Genomic DNA, 23,388 nt, shown 5'->3' with positions numbered 1-23,388 from the left:
CTTTATAGCCACTTTAATTATTTAAATCATAGAGGTTATTATGACAATCAAAATTGGTGAGCTCGCTAAACGCACAGGTGCCACAGTGGAAACCATTCGCTATTACGAAAAGGAGCACTTATTACCTGAGCCTTCTCGCAGCGCAGGGAATTATCGTTTATATAATGAAGAGCACATTGAGCGTCTACAATTTATCCTACACTGCCGTACGCTTGACATGGCTCTAGACGAAGTACGAATCTTACTTGAGTTTTGGGAGGAACCTGATAAAGACTGTGGTGATGTGAGCTCCTTACTAGATAAGCAAATTTATGCTGTAGAAATACGAATGGAAGAACTGATGCACTTAAAGCAGCACTTGACTGTTTTGCGCCAGAAATGTGCAAGTAGTGCACCAGCGGTATCATGTGGGATATTAAAGGCTCTTGCCGATAATTCTTGTCATGAGTAATGATATTAGTAGTGTTCATTTCTGACTGATCAAATCATGAAAGGTTAAATACACCCTGATGTTAAGCACAAAAAAACCCAGCAATGATATTAAGATCACTACTGGGGTTGGAGGAAATAATAACTATGTTGTGCTGACTTATCAGGTCTTATTTATCATTCATAGCAAGGTAGATATTCCGATCTGATGCGGATGCGTCATCCACGTATTTTGAATCACGCCATGTGGTATAAGCATAGACACCACTGTATGGGCTGATGCTGTTCTGACGGAAATCAGAAATCCAGTTTTCGCCATCAAAGATTTGGATATGGCCATGTGGACGCTTTGATGAGCGATCATAGACAATAACATCACCTACTTGGGTTGGCATATCATTACTGATTTTGCTAAAACCTGCTTTATCAAGCGTGCCACGAGTGGCGTACTGATAGGCTGAAGGATTGGGGGTGAACTCATAACCTGCTGATTGTAGTGCTTTACGTACGTAACGGGCACAGTATCCAGAGCTACCAGATAGAGCCACTCGTGAAGCACGAGCAGCAGCGATAGCGGGGGCTGAATTGCTATCAGGAACTGTATTGACTTGCTGCTGTTGTTTTTCAGCGTATAAGCGGCTGTTTAATGATGAAAGCCGACTCTCTTTTTGCTTAGCCTGCGCACTTAGGTTGCTAATAGCTTGACTGATTTCGTCATTACTAGAAACATAAGCACCACTGCTAGTGCTATAGATGTTTTTTGATGAACCGTAGTTTGATGCCACAGAAGTATTGGTGATGGTATTATTTGTTTGAGAGATTGTGATAGCAGCACCACTCGTTTGTGCTATGCCCATACCCAGTACTGACAAAATCAATAAAGCCTGTTTCATAAATCTAATACCTACGGTTAATTCAAAATGGTCTGTTATCAACAACAGCGCAGTCAATTAAATTTCAACAACTCAAGTATATATACGTCATAGTGACTGATACTTCTGCTGCATATTATTCATATAAAAAATGATTATTGGCGATCACAGCATCATTGAAGTCTTACGAAGCTGTTGCAAATCAAGCTGCTGGCCAAAACACAAAGCCGACTTTAGCATAGGCTGTTTAGCCTGTCATCACCCTTAAAAACCCCAAAAATACTTTTTTGATGTTGAAAAAATTGCTAATATTCCACATTTTACAATGTAAGTTTGTGTAACATATACAGAATATAGCTGACTAAATTGACAACAATTTCTACTGTTTTATAAGCAAAAAAACGTCTGAGGGTTAAATCTAAATTACAGATTTAACCCTCAGACGTTTTTTTATTGATGAAGTAATTACCCTATATAGGGTCTAACTAATTATTAAGATAATATAATAATTTATAATATTAATATAGATGTTAATTCCCTACTGGCTTATGTAATATTACGTAATTGTTTCGATACATCCTGTATATTCTTGTATTAACCCTTAATTATTTATCTATTTTAAGGGTTAATAACCGATAAATCCGCTTACATTGTCATCAAAAGTTACAAATTCAAAGTTGTTTTTGCTTTTAAAGTCGCAATAGCTAATGATTTTTTTGATGAAGAATCATTTTATAAGCAATAGAACAGTCTTATACCTGCCTCATTTACTTTTAACGCTAACACTATAATCAAAGTATTCTTAACTGCTAACACACTATAATTGCTGCTCTACCGATTCAATATCAGCATAAACTTGGGTCGTCCCGTCTTTATTGAGCTGCATAACCTGATAGGGCATGAATTTATTTTGATACTCCATACCTGGGCTACCAACAGGCATGCCAGGTACGGCAAGACCCATAGCTTGTACTGGCGGATTTTCTAAAAACTGCGCCATATACTTAGCAGGTACATGACCTTCAAAGACGTAATCATCAGTAGTGACTACAGTATGGCAAGAACGCATCTCAGTTGGAACGCTGTAGCGCTCTTTAAATACGGCTAAGTCCGCAACATCTTGCGCGGTTGCACTTAGACCATTATCTTCTGCATGACTTATCCATTCTTTACAGCAGCCGCAATTGGCATCTTTATAGACCGTAGCTGAGACGTTTTTTAGTAGGTCTGGTTTACTTACTGACCTTGTCATCATGTGAGCACTTTTAGCGTTTGGTTCATCTTCCTTTAAAGTGATAGCTGTTGCATTTTCGGTTGTTACTGATGTTGTGTTTGCATCAGATACGCCACTACTCGGTTGGCTACAAGCAAATAGTGATGAGGCGGCAAGTAACACCAGCGTACCACGCAACCCCTTAGACAGATGACGATTGAATATAAGACTGGATTTTATTTTTAAGGGGGTCATAGTGCTCTCTCATGTACTGTAGATATTGTGAGCTATAGAAGGTCAAGTAACACTTCATATCGTTTGGTAATGTAGCATAATAACCCATCAAACGGGGTACGTAAATTTATACATTGAGCAGTGCGGACTGGTATCATAAGCAGTTTTTATTTTGAAATGCTGCCTGTAGTATTAACGGGTCTATCTGAGTTTTGGATTTTGATTAAAAATTCAAGGCTCATAATTTTGGATAATTTGCGATGCACCTGTCTACTATTAGTCTACAAAAGCGTTTGAGTACTCACTTAAATCAATTACCGCTATGGCTTACGCTAGTAGCAGCATGGCTTGCAGGGGCTATTTTTTTATTTGCATTATCGCCTTATGGGTTCTGGCCGCTAGCAATAGTGTCACCAGCGATTTTATATGCGCTGTTGGTGCCAAATATGAGTGGTCGTCGCGCTTTTATTATCGGTGAAGCTTACGGTATGGGGCTATGGTGCGTCGGCGGCTTTTGGCTCTATACAGCTATCCATGATTATAGCGATACTCCAACGTGGCTCGCATTGATTATGATTGGATTGATGGGTCTCGGTATGGGACTGTTTCATGGATTTTTAGCACTAGCCTTTAACCGTATGGTAGGCAAACAACCCTTTTCATTTGCTGCTCTTTGGGTGCTACAAGAATGGTTAAAAACTTGGTTATTCACAGGCTTTCCGTGGCTGTTTGTTGGTTATGCGTTTACTGAAGAGTATTGGTTATCGTCCTTAGCACCCGTTGCTGGTGTTTTTGCCGTCTCTTTTGTTGCCATACTATTGGCTGCAAGTTTAGTAGAGCTACTGCTTCGGCGCAGTAGTTATGCCGTCGTTTCTGTACTGTTATTGGCCATTAGCACATCATTATGGCTGGTCAATCCGCAATGGACAAAACCTAAGGGCACACCTGATCTGTCAGTGTCATTGATTCAAGGTAATATTTCACAAGATATAAAGTGGCTGACTCAATATCAAGTAGAAACGCTAAAGATTTATGCGAAGTTAACGCGCACTGAGTGGGGACGTGATGTTGTGGTGTGGCCTGAATCATCTATTCCGATGTTTCAGGATGAGGCTGCGGGCTTTATTAGTGAAATGATAGAAATGGCTAATGCGACCAATACGACATGGATAACTGGTATCCCTTATAAGGATAAAGCGGCATTCAATGCCAGTACGGATAAGTATCCCCCATTTTACAATAGCGTGATTGCTCGAGGTGTAGAAGCGGAAGGCCTATACAAGAAGCAGCGTCTGGTGCCTTTTGGAGAGTATATTCCATTTGAAGGCGTGCTCGATATTTTCCCAAGTTTGGCCGGTAGTCAGGATATTAAGAGCTATAGTCGCGGTAGTGATCAGCAGTCACCGCTACAGGTGCGTGGACACAATATAGGGACGGCTATCTGTTATGAGGTAGCTTATCCAGATACCACGCGTAAAAATGCCATCGATACTGACTTTTTGTTGACGGTCTCTAACGATGCCTGGTTTGGCACTTCAGCAGGACCATTGCAACATTTGCAAATGGTACAAATGCGCGCGCTTGAGAACGGGCGCTGGTTTATTCGAGCGACCAATACTGGTGTTACCGCTATCATTAACCATAAAGGTCGTATTGTAGAACGCGCACCGCAGTTTGAGCGTACTGTACTACGTGGTGAGATACAGGCACGGGTTGGTAACACTCCCTTTATGCTTATGGGAAATTATCCTATCTTGATAATAATAACTCTGTTATTACTACTAAGCTATTTTGGCAAAGGTCTAACCACACTTAGAGGACGAGGGTAATAGTAAACTTAATTATAATAATTTAATCAGCGTAAGTTTTTTATTTTTTCTAGGTAACGTCCTAACGCACGTAAATATAAAAGTTTTAAACTATTGATCACATAAGAACTGATTGAAAAAATTATGTCGACATAAAGCACGCGCCTCATACTTAAAAAGAGATAGCTATATACGGTCTATCATCTTTTAGTTGATACTTTCATTTAATGCACGCGATTTTTGATTGTCATCTGCCTTAATACCAAATTCAATAGTTGCATGTTGTATATTCTGATGCGCCAAATCTTCCTTAATATTTTCTTTCATAATAAGAGTCTCTTCTAATGTCACATCGCTCTTCGGTACGATATGAACTGTCAGAGCATTCTCAGTGGTACTCAAGGCCCAGATGTGCAGATGATGAAAGTTTTGAATAAATTTATAGCTCTCTAAGATAGCAGTGATTTTACTGAGATCAACATTTTGAGGTACTCCGTCAATAGCAAGCTTGATACTCTCTTTTAGTAGACCCCAAGTCGATAACAGTATCACGACTGAAATAATCAAGCTAACTAGAGGATCAACGATATTCCAACTTGTATAGTAAATAATAATGCCCGAGATAACGACACCTACAGAGACCAATGCATCTACCATTAGATGCAAGAAAGCACCTTTAACATTAATATCGTCTTTTTGACCTTTGTAGAATGCAAAAGCAGAAACAGTATTTATAAATACACCTATTAGAGCTGTAATAATAATAACTTTTCCTGCAACTTCCGGTATGGTATCAAATCGACCCAAGGCCTCATACGCAATACCTATAACGATTGTAACTAACAATATGGCGTTAATAAGAGAAGCCATTATAGAAGCTTTTTTGTAGCCATAGGTATAAAGCGTAGTAGATGCTTTCTGTGCTAATTTCATTCCAATTAACGAGATTATTAAACTGGCAACATCACTTAAGTTGTGGCTAGCGTCTGCGATTAAAGCTAATGAATTAGTTGAGTAGCCCACTATGAACTCGATGAGCGTAAATGCAGAATTTAGACCAATTCCAATATAGAAAGCCTTATTCATATTTTTAGGGTTTGGAGCTTGGTGACTGTGGTTATCTGAATTACTCATAATTTACCCTTGTTTAGGTTGCTGCATTTTATTAAAGGTAGAAAATAATTTTATTGCATATCTTCTATATTGCACAGTCAATATTGCTCTAATACCGTAGACACACTTATTGTTATCAATAAACTGAGCCACAACTGGATTGTATGTCCTATCTCTCCTTGGGCGAAAAAAGCGGCTTTTACTGTAATCTAACTGGCTTACGTAAGCTTCTTATTTTCACGTTCAAGCTCTTTAGTATGTGTAGCTTAGTCTTGAATGTTGGTTAGTATGGTTTCATTAGTGCGCTTTTTATGACATGACCACAATGTTCCAAAAGTAGATTCTATTTTCAGTACTATAACTTGAATGGTTGACCACATAGAGGTGTAATCGTTTAATGCTTCAATCAGCATGCGAACGGCGCGTTTTTTAATCTCAGGAGTGTAGGTTTGTCTTTTCATTGTCGTATTCTCTCAGAAAGTTGAGTCTCCGACAATCTCGGGGCGGTTCAGAATAATGATGGGGCTAGAAGCCCCTTATATTTTGTGTAACTTAAATCGTTATTGAGTACGCTTTGATTAAGGGCAATATACCTTAGCACTGCTAACCGTTTTTGGTTCTATTATATGGTACTGATATAGGAAACAGTGCTTGTTTTGCCATGGGCATTTTTTTTGCAGCTTGCTTCTACGTCTGGCTTAAGAAAACAAGCATCTGATGATACTAGAAAGGTACACAGCGTTCGATGATATATATAGTTTTTTGAGTTTTTTATACATATCCTTTTTTTAGGTATAAAAAATCCGATTTTTTATATCTATCGTTCAACCAACTTTTCATCAATCATTTCAGTCAACAGCTCAGTAACCGTTTTTCGGCTTTCAAGCGCGTACCGTTTGAGCGCAATGTGTTTATCTTCATCTAGATTAAAATTCACGCGTACCGTCTTTTTGGGACTGTCCGTCACATCCGATAGAGCTAACTGATCCTTAACGTTCTTACTAGGGCGACCTGCTGATAAACTCATGACCTACTCCTCACCAAAAAATGTTTGAATCTCACTGACTAATGCAGTTATCTCTTGTATCGCATTGCTGTTAGGCGATTCGGTATCAAATACTGTTTTACCAAGGGCAGCACTGTTAGGATAAGCAACACGCTGTATAACTCTAGTTTCTAACACTGGAAGATTGTAATCCAGTAGTGCTGTCGCGACTTCCTTACCTATATTGGTGTTTTGAATAGCACGTGATACGACAAACGCCGCCTTTAGTTGACCATCCATCATCTCTATACGCTGCTGCACCAGATCAACCAAATCGCTGGTCGCCCAGATATCATAGGGGCTCGGCTGCACCGGAATCAATATAAAATCTGCGGCTTTAATAGCTGAAATGGCCAAACTAGTAGCTTGCGGCGATCCATCGATCACCACGTAATCTTTATCAGAAACGCTTTTTAAATCTTTATCAAGTGTTGGTCTATCAAGCCCGATCACTGGTACCGGATTGTCTTCATCAACCGCTCTCCAGTCACGCGCACTGCCCTGCTGGTCGCTATCCACCAACAAAACACTATGACCTTTTAGTTGTAAGCCACGAGCCAAATGCGTTGCGATGGTAGTCTTACCGCTACCACCCTTTTGATTTAATACCGCGATTACCTTCATAAATACAGATCCCTGTAGTATGTATTGAGTATATAAGTATATAAGTATATAAGTATATAAGTATATAAGTATATAAGTATATAAGTATATAAGTATATAAGTATATAAGTATATAAGTATATAAGTATATAAGTATATAAGTATATAAGTATATAAGTATATAAGTATATAAGTATATAAGTATATAAGTATATAAGTATATAAGTATATAAGTATATAAGTATAACTAAAAATGTACGTCACATCACTATTAATAGCAATACTTCATAGTAAAAATAGCATCGCCTTTTCTAACTAGCGTATATCCATCATGATAGACGTCCTGTATCAAAGACAGCATAATAAACTGCCTATTACTAGGCAAATTGCGCTATTGGATACCAATTTGAGCTACTAAAAGGAATACTTTAGCCGCTCATATTCGTTATAATCCGTTCACCAATCAAAAACTACTAATCGTTAATGAGGAAACCACTATGGTGAAGTGTCACTTATCGACCATCATGGGCGAAAGACGCCTTAAAATTGCCGATGTCGCAAGAGATACTGGTATCAATCGTGGCACCATTACTCGCATGTATCATGAAGAAGCCACCCGAGTTGATCTAGATATCATCGAGTCTTTATGCACGTATCTTAGAATCAATGTTGGTGATTTATATGAAATCATAAATGAGGACAGCAGTGAATCACCTGAGTGAACACCTTCGCTCATAAGACATTATCACCTTTAAAAGTATAAAAAGACCTATAGAAGGTCATTTTCTCTTGCAATAGATTAAAATATAGGTATAATTTGACCTGTAGTAAGTCATTTTATCCATTATTTATACACAATAATCTACAGGAGAATACCAATGAATAACAATCTATCTCGGCTCAACAGCTGCGCTTGGTTTAGTGAACAGACTAAAGCTTTAGCCTCTCAGCTGTTATTCAGCTTACAAGTACAGCAAGGCGTACAACTGGCATCATTACTTGGTGTTGACGCTATTCTTTATAATGATGAAGCGATTTATGTCTGGGTGCAACGACAGATAGATGACGGTCTTATGATTGATGATTATGCGTTAAGTACCCTTGAAACTGCTTTTATAGAGTTGGTCACAGCTCATACTGACCAAGCAGCCTAGTCACTTTAGCTTATATTTACAGACTTCTTGTTTAACAAGAAACAATAACCCTTAAAGCCAGATAAAGTGTCATTATCTGGCTTTTTAATATAGACAAAGATAACGACAATCAAACAAGCCTTTTTTCAGTCTTATATGTTTCAGAAGACGCACTTTTGGGCAATATAGCTCGCTATTACCATACGTCTTTACTCAGTCGGCTTTGCACGCGGCACCCCAGCTATTTTATAATAAACAAAGCCTCTCTCATCTCTCAAAACACTCTTACTGTCTGCTCTAACGCACCAGCTGATTGCATCAGGCTGCTCTTTATTAACATCACAAGCCAAAATAAACTGCGCACTTTGAGCATTATTAAAGGCCTGTTTCCAACCCGTTTCAAGCTCATCGATGCCGCGCTGTAGCTCTGCTTGCTGCTGTCTCATTTCTGCAATCTCATCAAAGCTTGGCACATACCAAAAGATCAGGGCCACAAGGCTTATTATCACAGCTGCCATACAGGCGGCGGCCACTGCTGCTATCCTTTTAATACTCATGGACTCAATAGACTTGTAAATCTTATCCAAGTCTTTTTCAGCCTCCTCTTTTACTTCTCCAATCCGCTTTTTTGTAGCGGTCTCAAGCGCCTCAATATCGGTAATAATCTGCTTATGACCAGCTTGGTACTGATTGGTAAAGAGTGCAAGACTGTCCGCACTAGCGCCAAGCTTATCAGCCACCGCTTGCATGGTAATCACTTGCGCCTCTATGCTGGCGTTTTTAGCAGTGACGACCGCCTGTACAGCCGTATCAATCTGCTGTTTCATATCGGTGATGATACCCGCTATTTTGTCATCATAACGACGCGGCATTTCAGTGTCAGTAAAGGTGGTCACTGCCGCTTGAAGCTGCTTTAATACAAGTTCTTGATACTGACTCAATGCCTTCGAGGCACTGCTTGCGCTACCATCCAGCTTTTGAGTAACTGAAGTCATCTCATCTATCTTGGTATCGATACGGCTAAGAGAGTGATCAAGGCGCGTTGCCACTACATCGTCAGCTTGTCCAATCAGTGCTCGCAGAGCTTCGATCACAGGTTTGAGTCTGGTCACGAGATTAATAAGCTCGTCGTGAATGTCCTGCTCATTGCTATTGTCTTTATTCATGGGATGCTCATTATCATAATGCCGCCTAAAATGGACGTGGTGATGGGTAGCGGCGTGTTTGTGCTTGTTCATGCGCTTGGATAGCGCTCTTCGTTTTTTGCAAATGATCTGTCACGGTTTGCGTGAGCGTTGCCGCATCTATGGTGATAGCAGGAACGTGCTCAAAGCGCTCATTGATCTGGGTTAATACCTCGACCTTATCTTGATTGTCAGGCAAGCGCTCAAGCTGTTGCCACAGCGATGTTGCTGCCTTCTGCACCTGCGTTGCAATTTTTTTGGCATCGGTGTCTCGTAAACTCTTTTGTAGTGTCGTAAAGCTGTCAGCGCGTTTTAGAGTGGTGAATATAAATGCTTGTGCGGCAACCGCCTCAGCCGCGTTGATCACTTCGATCGGTGCATCAACGGCCTTAAAATCAAGGGTATCAACGCGGTCACGCACCCGTACCACTAAATTGTCAAATCGATCTCGATATGCTTTGGTCTCATTGATTCGCTGACGCTTAAGAGATGCCTGCTGCCGTCTCTGTTGTAAAGCTACTCGCCGCCTGATTAAAGCCTCCTCTCGTGCGCGCTCAGCCTCTTCCTTAAGCTTTGCTTGCTCATGTGCTTTATTGAGCTGGTGGTGAAGCACCATCGTACGGTTGCGCCAGTCATCAAGCCGATCTGCGTTCAATTGAGTGGTCTTGGTACGGGTAATCTCATCGTATAGGTCATCATCTTGCACAATCACAGCTTCACTTTGATCCAGTAAGGCGATACGCTGCTCATAAAACGGCGACAGGCGCTGATAGGTTTTTTGACTGGTATTAATTTGCTGCTTTAACTGTTTGATGTCTTCATTATTTGTGGTCTTAAACGCTTTAACATCAGCGGTCAATGCCGTTAAACGAGTGTAAGCATCCGCGTCTACCTCTACTGCTTTTAACGTACTGAGCGCCTCACGCTCTTTTTCAAGGTATTTAAGGCGCTCAACATCCAGATCTGCAAATGCGGCAAACTTATGATAAGTGTCCATGTTATTGGTGACGTCTATCTCTTGTAGATCCGCAAACGCTTGATCCCACTGTAAGGATAAGTCGGATTTTTCAATATCAATCTCATCAAGTGCTTTAAAGCCAGTCGCCAGTTTATTCAGCTTTGCGGCAAATGGTTTTAGGGTGGCCTTTAACCCTTTGTAGTCAGCAACGACTTCATTATTAAGCGGGATCAGCTTTTTTAGCACCGCTTTATTGTTCAGCACTATTTTATCAATCTGTGACAGTTGCTTCTCAAGACTTGTAACGGCGCGGCCCGTTTGTAAGGTGTCGTCTTGTCTAAACTGCTCAACCAACGCTAAAGCCTCATTTAGAGCCTCGCTTTTCTCTTTTGTGTTTATTTGCTTGGTAAGCTCAATCATTTTTTGGCGGGACGTGCTGTAATCCTGTCCCACCTCTTCGGTGAACCTCGGTGTGCTTTTAATATTTTTGTCAATAGTGATGGTCTGTTTAGACTGGTGTGCTAACTCTTCATGCAGCCTATCAATGGTTGAGAATAAGGCGCTGCGTACCATCTTTTTTTGCTGCTCAAAATCGTCTGAGATCACTAAAAGCTCATCAAGTACGTCATCATTGGCCGCATCACTATGAGTCTGACTGTCCTTTTTAAGGGTAGCGGGTGTCAGTTCAGCGGCGGGATCCACCAAGCGAATGTTACTAAGCTCAAGTCGCGCAAAGGGTTTACGCTTTTTATAATGCACTGTAACGCCATTAACCTCTTGTGCGTTGCTCTCAAGATCAATGCGACCCTTGTCGTCATACTCAATTACCAGACCATTTTTTTCGATGTAGGCATTGATCTCATCAATTGTCTCGTTGTATTCATGAATCACTGAGCGCTTACCTTTTAAGACATCCTTATACAATGACTTGCCCAGTTTCATTTTTGGTAAACGATTAATGCCCTGCTCACGGTACGATTTCTCATTGATCGCTTTATTCTCAGGCAATAGCTCGTTAGCCATATCCGCCCAAAGGGTGCGTTGATATTTAAGCTCATCACCGCGCCCATTTAGTCCTTTGGATAGCCGCTCACCGGTTGACCACTGTGTCCAATTCTTACGCTTCGATAAGACATAACCTTTATCCGCATCCGCTAATACTTCACGGCTTGAGAGTAAAATATGGGCATGAAAGTTACTACTGGTCAGCTCAACCACTTCACCTTTCCCCACATGTTTCTCATGACTGTGGGGTCGATGGATGGCCACATCGACAAGCACATTATAGCGATCAGATAAGGTTTTAAAAACTCACGGTGCTTTTTTAAACGGTATACCTTCATCATGGGCGTTCAAAAATATAGCTTGTAGTTCATGATTGTCATCATCGTCTAATGCTAATAACTATTCCCCAACACCTGATGTGCCTCAAGTGATTGATTTCTTTTTTAATAGCCTGACTACTGCGCCCACGAAACAATGTGGTCTTGTGTATTTTACTACCTTGCATCCCTATGTGTACACTGCTAGGATCAACTCTATCATAGTTGACTAGAAAAGGATGAGATAATGTCAGTAATATCAGACGATCTATTCGCAGATAAGATAAAGCAGTTACAGGCTATTAAAAAGAAATCAATCAGGACAGACTTGAGGCACATCAGGTGTTGGGGGAATGGTTAGCCAACGCATTAGACGATGATGACAATCATGAACTACAAGCTATATTTTTAGACGCCCATGATAATGAAAGGTACGTTCGTTTAAAAAAGCACCGTGAGTTTTTAAAATCAATCGCTCATAAGATGCAAAGTGAGGCTAAGGAAACACCAAGCAGCTTTACACCACCTAAAAGCAGTCAGGACAGTGACCACGGTTCATTGCTTGATGCTTACTCATCAGCACAGTAGCTGCTAGAAATCGCCTAATTGAAGGTACAGCTGGATCGTCTACTAATTAGCGAAAGGTTAGGAGACGGTTATCGGCTGTTTTAAGCGTTTTAGAATAGCTTTAGCTACCATCGTATCGGACAGAGCGTAAAACGTATATAAGAGTGGTTTCTAGGCTTTTTAGCAACGGTTTGATAAGTGTTTACAGATGTGTCGATAATGGCTACTGAAAATGAAGACAAACTATCTACAAAAAATGAGACTGATATTGAGAATGTGAAAACAGGGTTGTCCAGAATGACAGACGAAGATATTCAAAATATCTTTGACCATGCTTTTGAAGATCTTCAAAGATCTAAGCTTGATCCGAACCATGCGAACGTGGAATAACATTAAGTAAATGGACAATTGCATTCTGAGCTACTGATCAGTTTTACAAGTGATTGGTCGATCAAATTATCATCTTAAATCCGTCGGTTTTTTGGTTTTTTCCTTATTATTTAAAATAAAAATATATTTTTTACTTTTAAAAACTTTTAAAGACTTTTAGACAGTCTGTAAGCTTTGCTATTAAAGGGTTACGCACTCTATTATGCTACTTTTATCCCGCATTATGCTACTTTTATCCCGCATTATGCTACTTTTATCCCGTTTAAATGCTACTTTTATCCCGCATTATGCTAGTATCTTAAAGTAACTAGCATAATGAGGTTGTCATAATGAATGATGTCGAGCTATACGAAAAAAAATATCCTGAAAAATGGATTGTTATGCAGAATAAAATTACTCAAGCTTTTAGAGAGATGTCTATTGATGAGAAGCGCATCATTATTCTAGCGAGCCCATTGGTTAGGGTTAATAATGCTACTGAAAAACACCGATAGAGGTTGCGTCTTCTGAATTTGCTAAGCTTAGCGGAATAGATAGAAACTCGGCTTATAAGCAAATGAAATCAGCTAGCAAAAAATTAATGAAGCGTACATTCATTTATGAGGATAAGGATGGTGATGATACAGAGGTTCAATGGCTAATCAGGTCGAAATATGCAGATGGCTATATATCGATGCATTTTACAGATGAGGTAATATACTTACTTCAGGTTTTTGATAAGCTCAACCCTTACACTAAATATTTAAAAGAAGATATCTTAAACCTCAAATTGACTTACTCGTTAGACCTTTACCATCTAGCAAAAAAGTCTGAGGGGAAGGGTGGTTTTTCTATGACTTTAGATCAATATAGGCAAGAACTTGGCACGCCTAAGTCGTATGAGCGCATCAACAATTTGAAAGAGAATGCAGTTGATGGGCCCATAAAAGAAATTAATCAGAAAACCGACATCAAAATCACCTATGAAAACATCAAACGTGGACGCACAGTTACAGGTTTGACATTCACCGTCAAGGCCAAGCCAACTAAGAAAAAAGGACAGGAGGGCCTAAATCAGAATAATGAGGATAGAGATATCCCACCTCTAACCGTTAAGCAAATTGATCGTTTTGCCCCTTTGTTGGCTAACTACTCACCGTTTGGTAGTTACGCACCATCAGGTAAAAGCACTCAAGAAGTTATTAGTTGGTTACACACTCAATTAAGAGATGAGGCTTTTTTAAAGACCCACAAAAAGCACTTACTGGCGATAGGCTATACGTTCCCTAAGCAGAAATCATAGCAAAGAAAAAAAGAGTAATTGAGCTAGCGTAGCCTATACAAATGGCTTATATTATATGTACATAAATAAGCTAAAAGTGATGTTATGACGACAACTAATTATAATATTAGGCTCGATCAAGAGCTAAAAGAAAATGCTTTTTCGGTATTTGAAAGCTATGGATTAACACCGTCTCAAGCGATCAAATTATTTTTGACCCAAGTGGCGCAAACCAATAAAGTGCCACTATCTTTTGAGTATCAGAAAGTAGCAGCTGTCAGTCAAGATGAATTGCCAATCTATAAAGAGCATACTGATTGAGAGAAAAGATGAGTATTAGATTTGAATGGGATGAACAAAAAAACATCACCAATCAGTGCAAACACCGTTTATCATTTGAGGCAGCTACCCGGGTTTTTTAGATCCTTTATGCCTGCGTCAGCAAGACAGGTATGAAAATGGTGAGGAGCGGTGGCAGGCGCTGGGTACAATAGACGGCACAGCAGTCTTATTAGTAGCCCATACGCAGACAGACATAGATGGTGGCGAGGTTATACGCATTATCTCGGCTAGGCGTGCCACAAAGAGTGAGAGGAGGCAATATGAACAAGGTTAGCTATCAAATAGACGATTTACCACCACTAACGGCAAAGCAACAAGCGGACTTAGAATATTTAGCAACGCTTAGTGATGACAATATTGATTTATCAGATATTCCAGAAGTTACGGATTGGTCAAACGCTATCCGTGGCAGTATTAAGCCGCAAGCGTTCTCTGCTGAAGCGAGCGTCATCAACCCAAGTATCATTGCCAAGTTTAAGGATAGAGCCAAGCAAACAGGTGGTGACTATCAAGAAATGATCAATAATGCGCTAGAAGAATACTTAGCGGATCACTAACTATAATTTAATGACCGTGACCTCAAGATCACTTGAGGTTTTTTTATATTTTGTATTGTAGTATATTGTAAATTGTATTATACTACATACATAATATACAACAATTACATATTTATTCATACAAAATTAAGGACGATGATGATGGCCATCACTATTCAGCAAATTCATGCTACTGCCGACCAATTGCAAGAACAAGGAATTAAGCCAACATTAGCTGAGGTGCGTAAGGCTTTGGGCGGTGGTTCATTCACAACCATCAGTGAGGCGATGAAGTCTTGGCGTCAGGATAACCAAGAAGAAGAGCAGCTCAGACAGGTTGAGCTACCAAGTGGTATCACTGAGCGCTTACAAGCGCTTGGTGCGGATATGTGGCAGACGGCCATTGATATCGCTAATGATCGCTTGGTGAAAGAGCGTGAGGCACTAGAGAGTATTAAGGCCAAGGCACAAGCTGAAACAGATGAGGCGCAAGAGGCGGTTAAAACGCTAGAGAGTGAACAAGCCGATTTGTTGGTACAGCTCGATGAAGTCACAGCAACGGCAGAGGCAGCGGCAATCAGTACAGCTCAAATGACTGCTGAGCGTGATACGCTGTTACAGACGCTCAGTGATACTCAGCACGCGCTTGAGCTTGAGCAAGCTAAAACAGATGCAGCCCAAGTGCAACTTGCAGAGCTACACAGCAGCTTTGACCAGCAAGCAAAAGAGCTTAACGTCAACTTATCAAAAGTGGCCACGCTTGAAGCCACTGCTCATAGCGATAAAGCAGAAATTTCACGTCTGCAAATAGAACTGACCGCGACTAAGGATGAGCTAAAGAAAGTCACTACTGAACGCAATGAGATAGCGACTGACACAGCAGAGGTTAAAGGGGAGTTAAAGGCCATAATCGCTGAGCGTAACAAACTATCAGGACTCAACGATCAGTTGACTCAAACACAGGCTAAGCTTGAAGCTGAGCATAGCGTATTGAATAAACAATATAGCGAGCTATCAAGCCGTCATTTATCAAAGCAGGAACAAGTGACTCTGTTACAAGATCAACTTAAGAAAGCACAAGATGCTCTAATACTTATTCAAAACAAAGATAATACTTTGGATGCTGACTAAATAAAAGTATTCGAGGTTTCAGTTTAATTAGGATTTCAAGATAAAGAACAGTTATAAGTTTGGGAGGTAGTTTACCCAAGGCATAGATCTCGTTCTATTCACACTAAGCTTATGAATCAACCATGACAATATCGACTCACTGAATAAGTGACTGCTGTATAATAACTATTCTAAATTTTTCTCTGGACTCTTATAGTATATAGCCGAGTGGGCTATATACTACTTAAATTAGCCTAAGTGAATTTATGCTGATTTTGGAGCCTTGAGCAGATTTCAAGGAACACTCACCCTAAAGCAGTTATGAGTATAATAAAAACACTCACAAACACTTTAGTGCATTCCTTGAATTTGATGTGATTAGTCATGCCGACTTCATCGCCCATCGCGTCATCAAGACCGTATCACTGTATCAAGCTACGGCTGTTATGATTACGGCTGATAGCACCGCCTAGACACGCTCATAACCGCTACTGTGCTGTCATACGCTAGCAAGGGCGTTCGCCCAATATACCGCTACGATATGCACAAGTAACCACTCATTGCGTTGCTCTGATCCTTTGTCTAGTCACCCCTGTAGGGAGCTCACCCTTATGTCAAACGCAGTCGTCACCGAGGCCTGCCACCCATTTGACGGGTAACGGGTACAGAGAGAGCAGCACGAAAATGTAACGAGCGAACAAGCAGTTTTTAAAATGTATAGCAAATAGAGTTGATATGAAAGCAGATTTTGGATAAAATGACCCTAAACGGGCATTTAATGCTGTTCAAATAACGCAGTCTGTGTGCTTATTTGTTCGTTACAGCGTGTTGTCGCACACTGTAACCGTTATCTACATTTAAAACTAAATGCCTCTGGGAGTCAACTCCCAGAGGCATTTTTTTGTCTAGTCCTTTGATAAGATTTTCGTAAAATTTTTAGGCACTGATACAATCAATTGGTTTAAGTAATTCAGATCGCTTTGGCAGTGTCATACTCTCTCAAAAAAAACTATCTGAACCGCCTCAGGTTTTCGGAGACTAAACAGTCTTAGAGAGTACGACGAACTCGGGGTGGTTTACCCATACGCTTTGAGCTAAGCCACATCTTCATGAGCGTCGTTTCGTAATTTGTCTTGTAATGCTAGCAATCCAAAAATTTCTCAGTTTTGCGCCAGAAATGTGCAGGTAGTGCACAAGCGGTATCATGTGGCATCTTAAACGCGCTTGCCGATAATTCTTGTAATGAGTAATGATATCAGTAGTGTCTATTTCTGACTGATCAAATCATGAAAGGTTAAATACACCCTGATGTTAAGCACAAAAAAACCCAGCAATGATAGTAAGATCACTACTGGGTTGGAGAAAAGCAATAAATATGTTGTGCTGACTTCTCAGGTCTTATTTATCATTCATAGCAAGGTAGATATTACGATCTGATGCGGATGCGTCATCCACATATTTTGAATCACGCCATGTCGTATAAGCATAGACACCACTGTATGGGCTGATACTGTTCTGACGGAAGTCAGAAATCCAATCTGTACCATCGAAAATTTGAATATGGCCATGTGGACGCTTTGATGAGCGATCATAGACAATAACATCACCTACTTGGGTTGGCATATCATTGCTGATTTTGCTGAAACCTGCTTTCTCAAGTGTGCCACGAGTAGCGTACTGATAGGCTGAAGGATTTGGAGTGAACTCATAACCAGCTGATTGTAGTGCTTTACGTACGTAACGGGCACAGTATCCAGAGCTGCTAGATAGAGCCACTCGTGAAGCGCGAGCAGCAGCGATAGCGGGTGCTGAATTGCTATCAGGGATAGTATTGACTTGCTGCTGTTGTCTTTCAGCATATAAGCGGCTACTTGATAACGAAAGCTGTTTCTCTTTTTGTTGAGCCTGCGCACTTAAGTTGCTAATTGCTTGACTGATTTCATCATTGCTAGAAACATAAGCACCACTTTTGGTGCTATAAATATTTTTTGACGAACTGTAGTTTGATGCCGCAGAAATATTGGTTATATTATTACTTGTTTGAAAGGTCGTTACAGCAGCAGTACTCGTTTGTGCTATGCCCATACCCAGTACTGACAAAATCAATAAGGCCTGTTTCATAAATCTAATACCTACGGTTAATTCAAAATGGTCTGTTGTCCATAACAGAGCAGTCAATTAAATCTCAACAACTCAAGAATATACACATTGTGGTGACTAATAATTATGCTGCAAACCCTTATTTCATAGGCGGCCGGCATTATCAACGATTTCGCTAAAACCTTATAAATTTATTGGAAGTCAAACTGTTAGCCAAAACACAAATCGGACTTTAGCATAGGCTGTAAAGCATGTCATCACTAATAAAAATCTGATAAAAGCTCTTTTTAAGCTTATAAAATGATAAAAAATACCTATTTTATAATGTAATTTCGTGTAACATTTATAGAATATAGCTGACCAACCTGACAACAATATCTCCTGTTTGATAAGCAGAAAAAAACGTTTGAGGATTAAATCCTTAATTTAGATTTAATCCTCAAACGTTTTTTTAGTGGGTGAAGTAATTATGCTATATAGGGTTTAACCAATTATTAAAATAATATACTAGTTTATAGTGTCAATATGAATTTTAATTCGCTAAGGAACTATGTAATCTTACGTAATTGTTGCGATACATCATGTAGTTCCTTGTATTAATTTCTAAGAAATTGGTTATTTTAAAGACAGATAACATCTAAAATAGGTTACATTGACATAAAAAGTTACATATCCAAATTTATTTTTAGCTTTTGAAGTTCCACTATCTGATGAAAAATTAGGTTTAGGAATAAAAATCCTTGTACTAACATAGGTATTAATTCTGCAAATGGAATGTATCTTGTTAGAACTGCATTTATATTTATTTGTTCATGCACCTCGACACTTATTTCTAATATGCAGACTGCTTACCCCAATCATAAATACCGCGTTTGTAAGCATAAATCAGCATGATTAAGCCGGCGATAATCATCGGCGCGCTTAAGATTTGCCCTTTGGTCATCCAACCTAATAATATGAATCCTTGGTCAGCATCTGGCTGGCGGAAGAATTCAATGATAAAGCGGCTGATGCCATAGCCTAGTAAGAATACAGCGGAGGCGGCCATACGTGGACGTGGTTTTGATGAATACCACCATAAGAATATAAATAGCAGCAGACCTTCGGCAAAGGCTTCATATAGCTGTGATGGATGACGAGGCAATATGTATTGACCATTGACTTCAATCATCAATTCTTGCAATTGTGGATTGCTCTGTAATTGCTCCATATCAAACGCCGCGGCTTGCGGAAAGTAGGTCAGCCAGTTATAGCCACCGTCTGAGACGCGACCCCATAATTCGCCATTGATATAGTTGCCGATACGCCCAAACAGTAAGCCGGTTGGTACACAAGGAACGATAAAATCGAATACTTGAAAGGTAGTCTTTTTATATTTACGGGCAAAGAACCACATACCTAGCATGACGCCGATAAAGCCGCCGTGGAAAGACATACCGCCTTCCCAGACTTTTAATATATAGGCAGGGTTTTGGAGTAATTCACCGAACTGATAAAACAGCACATAGCCAATACGACCGCCTAAGATGACACCAAGCGCGCCATAAAAGACTAAGTCAGAGACCATGTCGGTGGTCCAATTGTCGCGTTTGGTACTGCGATACCAAGCCAAACCGTAAGCGGCAGCAAAGGCTAGCAAATACATTAGCCCATACCAGTTCACTTCCAATGGACCCAAGGAAAGCGCTACGGGATCATACTGAGGATGAATCATCATAAAGGCATCATAATTATTGGTAATAGAATGTATGAAATAGGCTTATATAAGAAATTTTTTGTCCAACAATTGAAAAGTACAACTATCGCAAGTCAGAATCTCATCTTATGGATAGAGAGACCTTCCAAGTAAACTCGCCTTCGATCTAATCTGAGCGGTTCATAGACAGTATGAAGGTATTTACTACCTGGCAATCAACAACTTTACAGCAACCTCAAAAAGACACTCATCTTTGATAGTAATACTAACTTTGCCATTATGAGCATTGGCGATAGCTTGCACAATAGATAAGCCTAAGCCTGTTCCTGAATGCATCGTATTCGTTTTATCATGACGATAGAATCGCTCAAACAGTTTATCGGCTTCAATCTGATTTAATGGTTTGTCTAGACGGTTGGTCATAGTTATTCTTAACCAGAGCTGCTCTGGGGATTGAATATCGTCTTTTGGCGCATTAAGCGAGGTGCTTGAAGTGAGGACAGTAGCGGATATCATAATAGTGCTATTACTAGCCGCATAATAAATCGCATTTGACATCAGGTTGGCAAACAGCCGTTGCAATAAGCCTTTATCACCTAGTACTGTTTTAAAATCACCCGATTTTTCAAAGATTATCTCACGATCCTCAGCAATCATCTCATAATAATCTATAAGCTTTGTGATCAAGCTCTCTATATCGACATGACTGATTTGCGAATCACTCAGCTCTTTTTGAGTTTTTGCCAGTAATAACATATCGTTAATCATGGCGGATAACTGCTTTAACGTATCATGCTGATGATGCAATTGCTCAATGTATTCGTCGCTTTCTCTTGGCTTAGTTAACATGACTTGCGTTTGCGTACTCAGCGTCGCTATTGGCGTACGTAGCTCATGGGCGATATTGTCTGAAAACCGTGATAATGATTCAAAGTTACTTTCAAGCTTGACCATCATAGAATTATAAGACTCCGTTAGTGGACGTAATTCTAACGGCATATCGCCAACCACAATTCTTTCATCTAACCTTTGAAGATTAATGCCTTTCATCTTTTGTACGATAGTAGCTAGGGGAGCAAAACCCCAGTGTACACTTAGTGCTGCTACTGAAACCAATAATAAGGTAATGGCGATAAGTATCAAGCTCAGCTGGCGATTAAACTGGATAAGATATTGATTATGCACATCGATAGGTAGAGCAAAAAATCCCAAACCCTCTTGATGTGTAATGATAATGGCTCGGTAATGCCTATTATTTATCTTGATCATAAACTGCTGATCGCGATAGTCCTGCAATAGTTGTAACAAGCTAAAATCTGCCGGTAGATCATTGATGAAATTACTGGGATCGCTGGATAATAATTTGCCATTTTTATCTGATACTAAGGTTTTTAAATCATAATCCAGCCAAGAAGAATGTAGATGATTGGCATCAATTAGCGCTTGCGACTTTGATACTGTGAATGGTTCTATGTGATCTTCCAAACTAACCATACGTTTGCGCAGGTTAAAAGCTGCATGAGTAAGGATTTCTGAGTCCATTTGCTCAAAGTGTCCACTCACAGAGCGCTGAACCCATGCGTAGATAATAACCTGAGAGATAATAACGAACAATGTCAGTAAAAAAATAGTTCGCCATAACAGTGACCAACGCCGATTCTTAGATTTATGTCTCATTTGATGTCAGACTGTCTTTATTAATACTATCGTCGCCCATGCCACTATCCACGTCGACAGCCAGTGGCTCTAACTTGTAGCCCATTCCGCGTACCGTATGAATCAGCTTTATATCAAATCCATCATCAATTTTTATCCGCAAGCGCCTTATAGCCACGTCAATGACATTCGTATCACTCTCAAAGTTTATATCCCATACTTGCGAGGCGATCACAGTGCGCGGCAGTACCTCACCTTGACGTTCTAAGAAAAGTTGTAATAAAGCAAACTCTTTAGCAGTCAATTTTATATTAGTGTTGCCTCTATGAACGGTGCGTTTGGCAATATCCATTTTCAGATCAGCTATGTGTATGACCGAGCTTTTATAATCAGATTGATTGGCACGGCGCAATAGGCTTTTTATTCTAACAATCAGTTCAGCAAAAGCAAAAGGCTTGGTCAGATAATCATCGCCACCAATTTCAATACCTTTGATCCGATCGCTTAAATCATCTTTAGCCGTTAAAAATAAAACTGGCGTATGCTTTCCAGCAGCTCGGTAGCGCTGTACCAACTCAAAGCCACTGACGTCAGGTAGCATGACATCCATCAAAACCACACTAAAATCTTCAGTCATTAACGCATGATAGCCATCTAAACCTGTCATGTGATGATCCACGATGAAACCGGCCTCAGTTAAGCCTTTCTTAATATATTCTCCAAGGTTTTTCTCATCTTCTACTAACAGTACTTTCATCGTTGCTTACCTTTATATCATTATAGTTGTCAACAGCGTATCACTAACATTGTTAGCTTATCAGCCATATATTTATCAGGAACCCTTGTTATAACAGTGTTCTTTGGATAGAGACAGATGCTGGTATTTGGTTTTAATGACAAGAAGATGACAATATTATGCTGTTCCTAACGAACATGTAATATCCGTGTCATCTAGCTGTCAGCCACCATTTAGTATTCTAAATCAACGCCGCATATTGGCTTGTCTCTGATACAGACTGCCTCTACGAGTAAAGCAATTATCCTACTTAAACAGTTTGTTATTTATCTTTAAAGGGTCTTATATGAAAAATTATAGTTCATTAAAAAAAGCAGCTTTGCTTTCAGTATCGATGTTAGTGGGCATGTCAGCGGCCAATGCGCATACCACAAACTTAGATGCTTCTGTTCTCGGTAATTGTGATGCGCTCACTAGTTTTGCAAAGAACGCAGATCATAACGATGCACAGATTTCTAGCGCGCAAATGAAAGGCTATGTTGATGCGAGAGTCGCGTGTCAGGTACAGCATCAAGATCAACACTTGCAGTCTGAAAAGTATTTTGTGAAAAAATATGGTAGCGATCGTGATAGAAATGCTGAAGCCATATTAAATGAATATATCGCGCATTAAAATCTAAAGCGGTGAGAATGACAGCATTGTAATCTTAACGTCATCTACCAGTCAGAATGATTAATGTATCATTTAGGCTGGTTTAACAGCTATTGAACTCAATAGCCTTTAATCCAAACAATAGGAATTAATCATGTCACAATTTAAATTACTGTCTAAATCAATCGCAATGACGGCCATCGCTCTTGTCGTATCGACCTCAGCTATGGCGCATGACCCTAAAATGCATGCTGAAAAAGATCAAATGAACTGTGAAAAAATGCAAAAGCATATGGATATGATGGGAAAAATGGATCATAGCAAGATGGACATGAGCGATCCTGCCATGAAAGCGATGATGGCTAACATGGGTAAAATGAAGCAAATGTACCAAAAACACTGCGTTACTAACGACAGTAAATCTTAAA

The 23,388-nt window shown here is 39.9% G+C and carries 25 protein-coding genes and 1 pseudogene; 14 read left to right on the top strand and 12 right to left on the bottom strand.

Annotated elements, in window-relative coordinates; genetic code table 11:
- The first annotated feature begins 40 nt into the window (after nt 1-40).
- Nucleotides 41-451 carry a Cd(II)/Pb(II)-responsive transcriptional regulator gene (cadR, locus tag JMY05_RS13525; RefSeq protein ID WP_011513679.1) on the top strand — a complete coding sequence of 137 codons (411 nt, stop codon included), beginning with the start codon at nt 41-43 and terminating at the stop codon, nt 449-451.
- A 148-nt stretch (nt 452-599) separates the two neighbouring features.
- On the opposite strand, the gene JMY05_RS13520 is transcribed toward cadR, so the two are convergent.
- Together JMY05_RS13520 and JMY05_RS14000 are read right to left on the bottom strand one after the other, a co-directional pair.
- Entirely contained in the window at nt 600-1,322 is a 723-nt protein-coding gene (locus JMY05_RS13520; RefSeq protein ID WP_011513678.1) for a CHAP domain-containing protein, read from the bottom strand.
- Nucleotides 1,323-2,118: 796 nt separating this feature from the next.
- Nucleotides 2,119-2,769, bottom strand: coding sequence for a DUF411 domain-containing protein (locus JMY05_RS14000; protein WP_011513677.1), 651 nt, complete (start codon nt 2,767-2,769; stop codon nt 2,119-2,121).
- A gap of 239 nt (nt 2,770-3,008) precedes the next feature.
- Between JMY05_RS14000 and lnt the strand changes: the two genes are divergently transcribed.
- Nucleotides 3,009-4,577 (top strand): apolipoprotein N-acyltransferase, encoded by a 1,569-nt coding sequence (lnt, locus tag JMY05_RS13510; RefSeq protein ID WP_045448063.1) that lies wholly within the window; start codon nt 3,009-3,011, stop codon nt 4,575-4,577.
- 186 nt (nt 4,578-4,763) lie between these two features.
- On the opposite strand, the gene JMY05_RS13505 is transcribed toward lnt, so the two are convergent.
- The 4 genes from JMY05_RS13505 to parA form a co-directional block, all read right to left on the bottom strand.
- The gene (locus tag JMY05_RS13505; protein WP_087813585.1) at nt 4,764-5,690 is read right to left on the bottom strand and encodes a cation diffusion facilitator family transporter; all 927 of its coding nucleotides are present in this window, start codon (nt 5,688-5,690) and stop codon (nt 4,764-4,766) included.
- Between the two features lie 245 nt (nt 5,691-5,935).
- Nucleotides 5,936-6,130: a hypothetical protein gene (locus tag JMY05_RS13500; RefSeq protein WP_140412949.1), complete on the bottom strand. Its 195-nt coding sequence runs from the start codon at nt 6,128-6,130 to the stop codon at nt 5,936-5,938.
- Nucleotides 6,131-6,486: 356 nt separating this feature from the next.
- A complete protein-coding gene (locus JMY05_RS13495; RefSeq protein WP_045448060.1) occupies nt 6,487-6,696 on the bottom strand; it encodes a plasmid partition protein ParG in 210 nt (69 codons plus the stop codon).
- Nucleotides 6,697-6,699: 3 nt separating this feature from the next.
- Nucleotides 6,700-7,338 carry a ParA family partition ATPase gene (parA, locus tag JMY05_RS13490; RefSeq protein WP_045448057.1) on the bottom strand — a complete coding sequence of 213 codons (639 nt, stop codon included), beginning with the start codon at nt 7,336-7,338 and terminating at the stop codon, nt 6,700-6,702.
- A 476-nt stretch (nt 7,339-7,814) separates the two neighbouring features.
- On the opposite strand from parA, the gene JMY05_RS13485 reads away from it, so the two are divergent.
- Together JMY05_RS13485 and JMY05_RS13480 are read left to right on the top strand one after the other, a co-directional pair.
- Entirely contained in the window at nt 7,815-8,039 is a 225-nt protein-coding gene (locus JMY05_RS13485) for a helix-turn-helix domain-containing protein (RefSeq protein ID WP_045448313.1), read from the top strand.
- 156 nt (nt 8,040-8,195) lie between these two features.
- Nucleotides 8,196-8,471: a hypothetical protein gene (locus tag JMY05_RS13480; protein WP_045448311.1), complete on the top strand. Its 276-nt coding sequence runs from the start codon at nt 8,196-8,198 to the stop codon at nt 8,469-8,471.
- A 188-nt stretch (nt 8,472-8,659) separates the two neighbouring features.
- Here the strand turns inward: JMY05_RS13480 and JMY05_RS13475 are convergent, their stop codons facing one another.
- Nucleotides 8,660-9,616: a hypothetical protein gene (locus tag JMY05_RS13475; protein ID WP_201615423.1), complete on the bottom strand. Its 957-nt coding sequence runs from the start codon at nt 9,614-9,616 to the stop codon at nt 8,660-8,662.
- A 25-nt stretch (nt 9,617-9,641) separates the two neighbouring features.
- Nucleotides 9,642-11,873 (bottom strand): MobA/MobL family protein, encoded by a 2,232-nt coding sequence (locus JMY05_RS13470; protein ID WP_201615422.1) that lies wholly within the window; start codon nt 11,871-11,873, stop codon nt 9,642-9,644.
- 383 nt (nt 11,874-12,256) lie between these two features.
- Between JMY05_RS13470 and JMY05_RS13465 the strand changes: the two genes are divergently transcribed.
- From JMY05_RS13465 to JMY05_RS13430, 8 genes and pseudogenes are all read left to right on the top strand, one after another.
- Nucleotides 12,257-12,502, top strand: a complete 246-nt coding sequence (locus JMY05_RS13465) for a hypothetical protein (RefSeq protein ID WP_201615421.1) — start codon at nt 12,257-12,259, stop codon at nt 12,500-12,502.
- 198 nt (nt 12,503-12,700) lie between these two features.
- The gene (locus JMY05_RS13460) at nt 12,701-12,871 is read left to right on the top strand and encodes a hypothetical protein (RefSeq protein WP_157292455.1); all 171 of its coding nucleotides are present in this window, start codon (nt 12,701-12,703) and stop codon (nt 12,869-12,871) included.
- A gap of 329 nt (nt 12,872-13,200) precedes the next feature.
- Nucleotides 13,201-13,365 (top strand): hypothetical protein, encoded by a 165-nt coding sequence (locus JMY05_RS13455; RefSeq protein WP_201615420.1) that lies wholly within the window; start codon nt 13,201-13,203, stop codon nt 13,363-13,365.
- Nucleotides 13,362-14,153, top strand: coding sequence for a replication initiation protein (locus JMY05_RS13450; protein WP_201615426.1), 792 nt, complete (start codon nt 13,362-13,364; stop codon nt 14,151-14,153). Before JMY05_RS13455 ends, JMY05_RS13450 begins: the two co-directional genes overlap by 4 nt.
- A gap of 84 nt (nt 14,154-14,237) precedes the next feature.
- On the top strand, nt 14,238-14,453 hold the full coding sequence (locus tag JMY05_RS13445; protein WP_045448298.1) for a type II toxin-antitoxin system RelB/DinJ family antitoxin: 216 nt from the start codon (nt 14,238-14,240) through the stop codon (nt 14,451-14,453).
- An 8-nt stretch (nt 14,454-14,461) separates the two neighbouring features.
- Nucleotides 14,462-14,748 (top strand): annotated as a pseudogene (locus JMY05_RS13440) (BrnT family toxin).
- The gene (locus JMY05_RS13435) at nt 14,735-15,031 is read left to right on the top strand and encodes a hypothetical protein (RefSeq protein ID WP_045448295.1); all 297 of its coding nucleotides are present in this window, start codon (nt 14,735-14,737) and stop codon (nt 15,029-15,031) included. The pseudogene JMY05_RS13440 and the gene JMY05_RS13435 overlap by 14 nt, the downstream one beginning before the upstream one ends.
- Nucleotides 15,032-15,172: 141 nt before the next feature.
- Nucleotides 15,173-16,141, top strand: a complete 969-nt coding sequence (locus JMY05_RS13430; protein ID WP_060492332.1) for a DNA-binding protein — start codon at nt 15,173-15,175, stop codon at nt 16,139-16,141.
- Nucleotides 16,142-17,518: 1,377 nt separating this feature from the next.
- Here the strand turns inward: JMY05_RS13430 and JMY05_RS13425 are convergent.
- The 4 genes from JMY05_RS13425 to JMY05_RS13410 form a co-directional block, all read right to left on the bottom strand.
- Nucleotides 17,519-18,241 carry a CHAP domain-containing protein gene (locus tag JMY05_RS13425; protein ID WP_045448103.1) on the bottom strand — a complete coding sequence of 241 codons (723 nt, stop codon included), beginning with the start codon at nt 18,239-18,241 and terminating at the stop codon, nt 17,519-17,521.
- Between the two features lie 811 nt (nt 18,242-19,052).
- Complete coding sequence (gene lgt / locus JMY05_RS13420; RefSeq protein ID WP_201615419.1) at nt 19,053-19,937, bottom strand: prolipoprotein diacylglyceryl transferase; 885 nt, start codon at nt 19,935-19,937, stop codon at nt 19,053-19,055.
- Nucleotides 19,938-20,120: 183 nt separating this feature from the next.
- Nucleotides 20,121-21,593, bottom strand: a complete 1,473-nt coding sequence (locus JMY05_RS13415; RefSeq protein ID WP_201615418.1) for an ATP-binding protein — start codon at nt 21,591-21,593, stop codon at nt 20,121-20,123.
- Nucleotides 21,583-22,329 (bottom strand): heavy metal response regulator transcription factor, encoded by a 747-nt coding sequence (locus JMY05_RS13410; protein ID WP_045448100.1) that lies wholly within the window; start codon nt 22,327-22,329, stop codon nt 21,583-21,585. Before JMY05_RS13410 ends, JMY05_RS13415 begins: the two co-directional genes overlap by 11 nt.
- Nucleotides 22,330-22,654: 325 nt before the next feature.
- On the opposite strand from JMY05_RS13410, the gene JMY05_RS13405 reads away from it, so the two are divergent.
- On the top strand, nt 22,655-22,981 hold the full coding sequence (locus tag JMY05_RS13405) for a hypothetical protein (RefSeq protein WP_045448097.1): 327 nt from the start codon (nt 22,655-22,657) through the stop codon (nt 22,979-22,981).
- A 133-nt stretch (nt 22,982-23,114) separates the two neighbouring features.
- Nucleotides 23,115-23,387, top strand: a complete 273-nt coding sequence (locus tag JMY05_RS13400; RefSeq protein WP_011959985.1) for a hypothetical protein — start codon at nt 23,115-23,117, stop codon at nt 23,385-23,387.
- Nucleotide 23,388: the final 1 nt, after the last annotated feature.

Source organism: Psychrobacter sp. JCM 18902, from assembly GCF_904846615.1.
Taxonomy (GTDB): Bacteria; Pseudomonadota; Gammaproteobacteria; order Pseudomonadales; family Moraxellaceae; genus Psychrobacter.
The sequence above is the reverse complement of the archived record's forward strand: the minus strand, read 5'-3'. Positions and strand labels throughout refer to the sequence as shown.

Bases quoted from the DNA above. Each gene is read 5' to 3' on its own strand.
- JMY05_RS14000 (WP_011513677.1), bottom strand. From the start codon at position 2,769: ATGACCCCCTTAAAAATAAAATCCAGTCTTATATTCAATCGTCATCTG.
- JMY05_RS13405 (WP_045448097.1), top strand. From the start codon at position 22,655: ATGAAAAATTATAGTTCATTAAAAAAAGCAGCTTTGCTTTCAGTATCG.
- JMY05_RS13520 (WP_011513678.1), bottom strand. From the start codon at position 1,322: ATGAAACAGGCTTTATTGATTTTGTCAGTACTGGGTATGGGCATAGCA.
- JMY05_RS13460 (WP_157292455.1), top strand. From the start codon at position 12,701: ATGGCTACTGAAAATGAAGACAAACTATCTACAAAAAATGAGACTGAT.
- JMY05_RS13480 (WP_045448311.1), top strand. From the start codon at position 8,196: ATGAATAACAATCTATCTCGGCTCAACAGCTGCGCTTGGTTTAGTGAA.
- lgt (WP_201615419.1), bottom strand. From the start codon at position 19,937: ATGATGATTCATCCTCAGTATGATCCCGTAGCGCTTTCCTTGGGTCCA.
- JMY05_RS13415 (WP_201615418.1), bottom strand. From the start codon at position 21,593: ATGAGACATAAATCTAAGAATCGGCGTTGGTCACTGTTATGGCGAACT.
- lnt (WP_045448063.1), top strand. From the start codon at position 3,009: ATGCACCTGTCTACTATTAGTCTACAAAAGCGTTTGAGTACTCACTTA.
- JMY05_RS13485 (WP_045448313.1), top strand. From the start codon at position 7,815: ATGGTGAAGTGTCACTTATCGACCATCATGGGCGAAAGACGCCTTAAA.
- JMY05_RS13430 (WP_060492332.1), top strand. From the start codon at position 15,173: ATGGCCATCACTATTCAGCAAATTCATGCTACTGCCGACCAATTGCAA.
- JMY05_RS13435 (WP_045448295.1), top strand. From the start codon at position 14,735: ATGAACAAGGTTAGCTATCAAATAGACGATTTACCACCACTAACGGCA.
- JMY05_RS13495 (WP_045448060.1), bottom strand. From the start codon at position 6,696: ATGAGTTTATCAGCAGGTCGCCCTAGTAAGAACGTTAAGGATCAGTTA.
- JMY05_RS13410 (WP_045448100.1), bottom strand. From the start codon at position 22,329: ATGAAAGTACTGTTAGTAGAAGATGAGAAAAACCTTGGAGAATATATT.
- JMY05_RS13500 (WP_140412949.1), bottom strand. From the start codon at position 6,130: ATGAAAAGACAAACCTACACTCCTGAGATTAAAAAACGCGCCGTTCGC.
- JMY05_RS13475 (WP_201615423.1), bottom strand. From the start codon at position 9,616: ATGAATAAAGACAATAGCAATGAGCAGGACATTCACGACGAGCTTATT.
- JMY05_RS13455 (WP_201615420.1), top strand. From the start codon at position 13,201: ATGAATGATGTCGAGCTATACGAAAAAAAATATCCTGAAAAATGGATT.
- JMY05_RS13445 (WP_045448298.1), top strand. From the start codon at position 14,238: ATGACGACAACTAATTATAATATTAGGCTCGATCAAGAGCTAAAAGAA.
- JMY05_RS13505 (WP_087813585.1), bottom strand. From the start codon at position 5,690: ATGAGTAATTCAGATAACCACAGTCACCAAGCTCCAAACCCTAAAAAT.
- JMY05_RS13400 (WP_011959985.1), top strand. From the start codon at position 23,115: ATGTCACAATTTAAATTACTGTCTAAATCAATCGCAATGACGGCCATC.
- JMY05_RS13425 (WP_045448103.1), bottom strand. From the start codon at position 18,241: ATGAAACAGGCCTTATTGATTTTGTCAGTACTGGGTATGGGCATAGCA.
- cadR (WP_011513679.1), top strand. From the start codon at position 41: ATGACAATCAAAATTGGTGAGCTCGCTAAACGCACAGGTGCCACAGTG.
- parA (WP_045448057.1), bottom strand. From the start codon at position 7,338: ATGAAGGTAATCGCGGTATTAAATCAAAAGGGTGGTAGCGGTAAGACT.